Genomic DNA, 5,669 nt, shown 5'->3' on the forward strand with positions numbered 1-5,669 from the left:
CAGGTGCGCGCCGAGCTCGCCGCCGTGCACGGCACGACCACGGTCGTGTCGGTCGCGGGCGAGATCGACCTGCGCACCGCCGACGTCACCGCCCGCGGCGCCGACCGCCTCGCCGCCGTCCCACCGGCCGGCGACCTTGCGATCATCGACCTGGAGCGGGAGACGCTCAGTGACGGAGTCGCCCGGTTGACCGGCGGCGCGGGGGTGGACGTCGTCCTCGACAGCCTCGGCGGCGACCTCACCGGCCCGGCGCTCGGCACGCTCCGGCGCGGAGGAGTCCTGGTCAGCATCGGCTACACCGCCGGCACGAAGGCCGCCATCGACGTCACCGACCTCATCTGGAAGACCGCGCGGATGGAGGGCTTCCTGTTCACCGCCTTCTCCCAGCAGGAGATCGCCGACACCTACCGCACCCTGCTGGAGCATCTCGCCGCGCACACCCTGCGGCCCGCGATAGACCGGGTCTATCCGCTGGAGCAGGCCGCCGAGGCCCAACGGCGCGTCATCGAGGACCGTCCTCTCGGAAGGGTGTTCCTCGACCCCCGCGCTTGAGCCACCTCCCGTCGGGTGGCCGGAGGTGCCCCCCTCCGGCCACCCGACGGGATCGCATCACCACTCATCGCCGGGCCGTCCAGCAGCGGCACCACCAAGCCCCAGAACGCCGGCCGTTCGGTGTCGTGGGCTCACATGGTCGTCCCGCCTGAGACGTCGAGCCGGTGTCCGGTGACATAGCGGCCATCGTCGGAGGCCAGGAACGCGACGGTGTCGGCGACATCCTGCGGCGTGCCCAGCCGGCCGAGGGGTGTCTGGGACGACAGCCAGGCCAGGGCCTCGCCGACCAGGCGCCCTTCGTGCATGTCGGTGTCGATGACACCGGGGGCCACGAGGTTGACCGTGATGCCGCGTGGCCCGAGTTGCTTGGCCAGCGCGACGGTCATGACGTCGAGCGGGGCTTTGGACATGGCGTAGTCGATCGCCCGGGGCATGGCCGCCCCGCGGGTCAGCATGGTGCCCACGGTGATGATCCGCCCGCCGTCGCGCAGGCGGGGCAGGGCCTGCTGGGTGATGAGGAACGGTGCGGTGGTGTTGACCGCGAACAGGCGCTCAAGGCCTTCCCGGGTGACGCCGTCGATCTCACTCTGGCCGCCGAGGATGCCCGCGTTGTTGACCAGCACGTCCAGCCCGTCGGCGTGCGCGTCGAATGCGGCCCACAGGGCTTCGGCGTCGCCGGGCGCGCCCAGCTCGGCCTGGACGGCGAAGGCCCGTCCCCCGGACGCCTCGATGGCTGCGACCGTTTCCTTGGCGGCGGCATGGTTCCCGCCGTAGTGCACGGCCACCCGGGCCCCCTCCCGGGCCAGCCGGGTGGCGATCGCACGGCCGATGCCCCGGCTCGCGCCGGTGACCAGGGCCGTCCTGCCGGTGAGTCTCGTCATGATCATGCCTTTCTGCCTCATGCGGGTGGAGGGAGGGGCTCGGCACAGAACGCGCCCACCGGCCCGCCGGGTCCGGCACGGTCTCGGCCGCCGAGGCCGCGACATCAGGGGGCCGGGTGTAGCGGCCGCCTCGCTCCGATCAATTCACGTACCACGTACGCGAAAGGACAGTAGCCATTCAGGTACCCTGTACGCAAATGAGGGAGGGGATGGGCATGGCCGACGAGGCGGCGATCAGCATCTGGATGCGGCCGGAGGGGCACGAGCGCTCCGGCCCGGGACGGCGCCCCGGGTACAGCCGCGAGCAGGTCACCCGGGCGGCCGTCCGGATCGCCGACGCCGAGGGACTGGACGCCGCGACCATGCGGCGGATCGCCGGCGAGCTGGGCACCGGCGCCATGTCGCTCTACCGCTACGTGCCCCGGCGCGACGACCTGTTCGACCTCATGATCGACCTGGCGGTGGGCGAGATCGACCTCCCCGACCGCCCGTCCGGTGACTGGCGCGGCGACCTGACGCTCCTGGCCTCGCAGATCCGCGCCGCCGGTCTACGCCACCCCTGGCTGATCGCGCTGCTCACCGGGCGGCCCACCCTGGGCCCCAACCTCCTGCGCGTGCATGAGTTCGCGCTCGGCGCCTTCGACGGCACCGGGCTCGACATCGACGACATCGCCGGCTTCGTCGGCATGGTGAACGACTACGTCCACAGCGCGGTCCGCCGTGAGATCGGCTGGCTGGAGGAGGCCCGCCGCTCGGGACTGGAGCCCGCACGCTGGAAGCGGGACTACATGGGCCCGTATGTCCAGCAGATCGTCGAATCCGGCGCTTTCCCCATGTTCAACCGATCGCTACTCGACTCCCGCACCACCCGTCTCGCCCCCGAGGAACGCTTCCGGCATGGCCTCGATCGCATCCTCGACGCCATCGCCGCGCTCATCCCCTCGCTCCGTCCACCTGGAGCATGAGGGCGGCGGCGTTCTTCGGGCAGCACGCCCCGGGCCACACGGGCCCTCACTTCACCGCCGGTCCCCGGCGGGGCGTTGGGCGTAGCAGAAGAGCTGCTCCTCCGGTCCCATGCCGGGGAAGTCGGGGACGAACCGGCTGACCTGCGCGTGCAGGACGGTCAGGCCCGCGGCGGCGAGGCGCTCCAGGTACACCTCGGTGGGATAGCTGGTGGCGCGCACCCGCTGCCCCATCCAGGTGATCTCAAGATCCTCCACGTCCGCCGGGACGGTCGCCAGCACCAGGTGGCCGCCGGGCGCGATCCAGGTCGCGACGCGCGCCAGGACGGCGTCCAGCTCGGCACGGGGCATCTGCAGGAAGGGGAAGAAGGCGCAGACCGCGTCCCAGGAGCCCGGCTCGGTCGCGAAGTCGCGGGCGTCGACCTGGCGGAAGACGGCCCCCGGGACCTGCCGGGAGGCGATCTCGACCATGGTCGCCGACACGTCGATGCCGGTGACCTGGAACCCCGCCTCCACCAGCCGTTCCGCCGCGGGGCGGCCGGTGCCGCTGCCGATGTCCAGCACCCGGGCCCCGGCGGGCAGCCGCGCGGTCAGCCAGTCGAGCGCGGCGTGCTGTTCGGGCAGGTGGCCGTAGGCGTGCTCGTACCGCACGCCGAGGGCGTCGAAGGCCCGCGCCGCGGACGCCGAGTCGTCGGAGGAATGCGCCATCCCCCCACCCTAGGCAACCGCCATAAGCAAGTCATTACACAGCGGACGCCGGCACGGGAGGACGGAGGCGGGGTCAGCGGCCGAAGCCCGGGGGGCGGGAGCCGGGCGGCGGGCCGGGCGGGCGCAGGTGGGCGGCGATGCGTAGCGGCGCCTCGCGGCGCTGGGGGTCGGACGTCGGCTGGTCGGAGGGCGCCGGGCCGATCTGGGTCAGGTCCAGGCGGCCCGCGCGCAGCATGCGCAGGACCTCCAGCTCCTCGGGCGACACCAGCGCGGCCACCGTCTTGCCGTGCCGGGTGAGGACGACCTCCTCCCCGGCGTAGACGACGCGGTTGATCAGGTCCGCCAGGACCTTCCGCGCTTCGGTCACCGGTATCTCCACGCCGTTCATCCTATAGCGAACACCTCCCGCTCCCCCTTCTCCGCCAGACTCATCAAAATGTACATTCCATACAGACTACCTAGTTGAGGAGGCGCGATGATGATCGGCGAGGGTTCCGGACGGGCCGAGACGTTCCTCGGGAGGTCCCGGGCGTCGGTGGCGGCGCCGGAGGCCGCACTGGGGAACGAGGCGCTGTCCCAGCGGCTGCTCGGACAGCGGATCGTGTTCCTGGGCGAGGAGATCGACGACCAGACCGCCAACCGGGTCTGCGCGCAGCTGCTGCTGCTCGCCGCGCAGGACGGCCGGCGCGACATCACCCTGTACGTCAACTCCCCCGGCGGCGTCGTGGACGCCGGCATGGCGATCTACGACATGATGCAGTTCGTCCCGAACGACGTGTCGACCGTCGCGCTCGGGATGGCCGCCTCCATGGGCCAGATGCTGCTGTGCGCCGGCGCGCCCGGCAAGCGGTTCGCGCTGCGGCACGCGCGGGTCATGATGCACCAGCCGCACGGCGGGATCGGCGGCACCGCCTCCGACATCAAGATCCAGGCCGAGCAGTCGGTGTACCTCAAGCGGACCCTGTTCGAGCGGATCGCCCACCACACCGGGCAGCCGCTGGAGCGGGTCGTCGCCGACGGCGACCGGGACCGCTGGTTCACCGCCGAGCAGGCCCGCGAGTACGGGTTCGTCGACCACGTCGTCGACTCCACCGAGCGGGTGGGCTCGTGACGCGGCCGCGCGCCGAGGCGCGCTACGTCATGCCGTCCTTCGTCGAGCGGACCTCCTACGGGGTGAAGGAGAGCAACCCCTACAACAAGCTGTTCGAGGAGCGGGTGGTGTTCCTCGGCTCGCCGGTGGACGACACCTGCGCCAACGACGTCACCGCGCAGCTGCTGGCGCTGGAGGGGATGGACCCCGAGCGGCCGATCAACCTGTACGTCAACTCCCCCGGCGGGTCCCTGACGGCCATGCTGGCGATCCACGACACGATGCAGTACGTCCGGCCGCCGGTCGAGACGACCTGCGTCGGGCAGGCGGTGTCGGCCGCGGCGATCCTGCTGGCGGGCGGGGAGCCCGGAAGGCGGCAGGCGCTGCCGGGCGCGCGGATCCTGCTGCAGGAGCCGGCCGTCGACGTGTCCCGGGGGTCCTCCAGCGACCTGGAGATCCAGGCGGCGGAGATCCTGCGGCTGCGGGACCAGACCGAGCGGATCGTGGCGGAGGCGACCGGCCGCGACACCGCGACCGTCCGCCGCGACCTGGACCGCGCCCGGTTCTTCACCGCCGAGGAGGCCCGCGAGTACGGGCTGATCGATCACGTCCTGACGCCCCGGCGGCGGTGAACGGCCCGTCACGGCCGGGTGGCGAACACGCAAAAGTACCAGGGTTGGATCGTGTCCCCACCGGGAATCTTGCGGGGGTACTCAGCGTTGGTCTGGACAAGACCGCAAGCCGTCTGGGAGGCACGTGACGATGGCGGAGCGCGCACTTCGCGGCACCCGACTCGGAGCGACGAGCTACGAGAACGATCGCAACACCGATCTGGCCCCACGTCAGGAGGTCGACTACACCTGCGGCAAGGGGCACCGGTTCACCGTGACGCTCGCAGCCGAGGCAGAGGTGCCCATGACCTGGGAGTGCCGCAGCTGCGGCGCTACCGCCCTGCGGGTGGACGGCGAGCTGCCCCAAGCCAAGAAGGGCAAGCCGCCGCGTACCCACTGGGACATGCTGATGGAACGGCGGACGCTGGAGGATCTGGAGGAGGTGCTGGCCGAACGTCTGGAGATCCTGCGTTCCGGTCGGCGCCGTTCCGCCTGAGAGCACCGGTTTCCGCCCTGTGACCGCCGGGCCGCCCCCGTATCACCGACGGGGGCGGCCCGGCGGTTTTCGTCTGCCCGGCAGGCGCTACGGCGCTCCCCCGCCCTGGCCCTCCCGTACGGCGTTCCGGCTGTCGTTCCCGGCCGCCCCCTTGCCGGTTTCCCGGCCGGTTCCTGCTGCCCGGTCTCGTCTGGGGGTCCAGGGTGGCCGTGACGCGTCGCGAAAGGCCGTCCTGACCGCTAACGCGGCGACGCCGACCTCGGGAGTCGGGGCCGGCGTCATCGGGCGGGAGAATCGATCTAGGCGGGCGGCGGCGGTTGCGGCGCGGTGGCTTCAGGGGCGGTCGTCGTCGTAGATGACCTCGCCCTG

Annotated in this window: 8 protein-coding genes; 5 read left to right on the forward strand and 3 right to left on the reverse strand. The window is 72.0% G+C overall.

Features of this window, described 5'->3' with window-relative positions; all coding sequences use genetic code 11:
• Positions 1-552 (forward strand): zinc-binding dehydrogenase (locus tag AB0J52_RS24445; RefSeq protein WP_500184442.1); only part of this gene is annotated, 552 nt, incomplete at its 5' end.
• Between the two features lie 131 nt (positions 553-683).
• Here the strand turns inward: AB0J52_RS24445 and AB0J52_RS24450 are convergent.
• Positions 684-1,433 (reverse strand): SDR family oxidoreductase, encoded by a 750-nt coding sequence (locus AB0J52_RS24450; RefSeq protein WP_500184443.1) that lies wholly within the window; start codon positions 1,431-1,433, stop codon positions 684-686.
• A 197-nt stretch (positions 1,434-1,630) separates the two neighbouring features.
• Between AB0J52_RS24450 and AB0J52_RS24455 the strand changes: the two genes are divergently transcribed.
• The gene (locus AB0J52_RS24455) at positions 1,631-2,398 is read left to right on the forward strand and encodes a TetR/AcrR family transcriptional regulator (RefSeq protein WP_500184444.1); all 768 of its coding nucleotides are present in this window, start codon (positions 1,631-1,633) and stop codon (positions 2,396-2,398) included.
• Positions 2,399-2,449: 51 nt separating this feature from the next.
• Here AB0J52_RS24455 and AB0J52_RS24460 read toward each other — a convergent pair whose 3' ends face one another.
• Positions 2,450-3,103, reverse strand: a complete 654-nt coding sequence (locus AB0J52_RS24460; RefSeq protein WP_500184445.1) for a class I SAM-dependent methyltransferase — start codon at positions 3,101-3,103, stop codon at positions 2,450-2,452.
• A gap of 73 nt (positions 3,104-3,176) precedes the next feature.
• A complete protein-coding gene (locus tag AB0J52_RS24465) occupies positions 3,177-3,470 on the reverse strand; it encodes a type II toxin-antitoxin system Phd/YefM family antitoxin (RefSeq protein ID WP_500184446.1) in 294 nt (97 codons plus the stop codon).
• Positions 3,471-3,578: 108 nt separating this feature from the next.
• Between AB0J52_RS24465 and AB0J52_RS24470 the strand changes: the two genes are divergently transcribed.
• From AB0J52_RS24470 to AB0J52_RS24480, 3 genes are all read left to right on the forward strand, one after another.
• Positions 3,579-4,214: a ClpP family protease gene (locus AB0J52_RS24470; protein WP_500184447.1), complete on the forward strand. Its 636-nt coding sequence runs from the start codon at positions 3,579-3,581 to the stop codon at positions 4,212-4,214.
• Positions 4,211-4,825, forward strand: a complete 615-nt coding sequence (locus tag AB0J52_RS24475) for an ATP-dependent Clp protease proteolytic subunit (RefSeq protein WP_500184450.1) — start codon at positions 4,211-4,213, stop codon at positions 4,823-4,825. Before AB0J52_RS24470 ends, AB0J52_RS24475 begins: the two co-directional genes overlap by 4 nt.
• 130 nt (positions 4,826-4,955) lie before the next feature.
• Positions 4,956-5,300: an RNA polymerase-binding protein RbpA gene (locus AB0J52_RS24480; RefSeq protein ID WP_378239955.1), complete on the forward strand. Its 345-nt coding sequence runs from the start codon at positions 4,956-4,958 to the stop codon at positions 5,298-5,300.
• The last annotated feature ends 369 nt before the right edge of the window (positions 5,301-5,669 follow it).

Source organism: Spirillospora sp. NPDC049652, from assembly GCF_040675125.1.
In the GTDB taxonomy this organism is placed as follows: domain Bacteria; phylum Actinomycetota; class Actinomycetes; order Streptosporangiales; family Streptosporangiaceae; genus Spirillospora.

What these genes read in the sequence shown, in the direction of transcription:
- AB0J52_RS24450 (WP_500184443.1), bottom strand. Translation starts at nt 1,433, where the DNA reads ATGACGAGACTCACCGGCAGGACGGCCCTGGTCACCGGCGCGAGCCGG.
- AB0J52_RS24470 (WP_500184447.1), top strand. Translation starts at nt 3,579, where the DNA reads ATGATGATCGGCGAGGGTTCCGGACGGGCCGAGACGTTCCTCGGGAGG.
- AB0J52_RS24480 (WP_378239955.1), top strand. Translation starts at nt 4,956, where the DNA reads ATGGCGGAGCGCGCACTTCGCGGCACCCGACTCGGAGCGACGAGCTAC.
- AB0J52_RS24455 (WP_500184444.1), top strand. Translation starts at nt 1,631, where the DNA reads ATGAGGGAGGGGATGGGCATGGCCGACGAGGCGGCGATCAGCATCTGG.
- AB0J52_RS24460 (WP_500184445.1), bottom strand. Translation starts at nt 3,103, where the DNA reads ATGGCGCATTCCTCCGACGACTCGGCGTCCGCGGCGCGGGCCTTCGAC.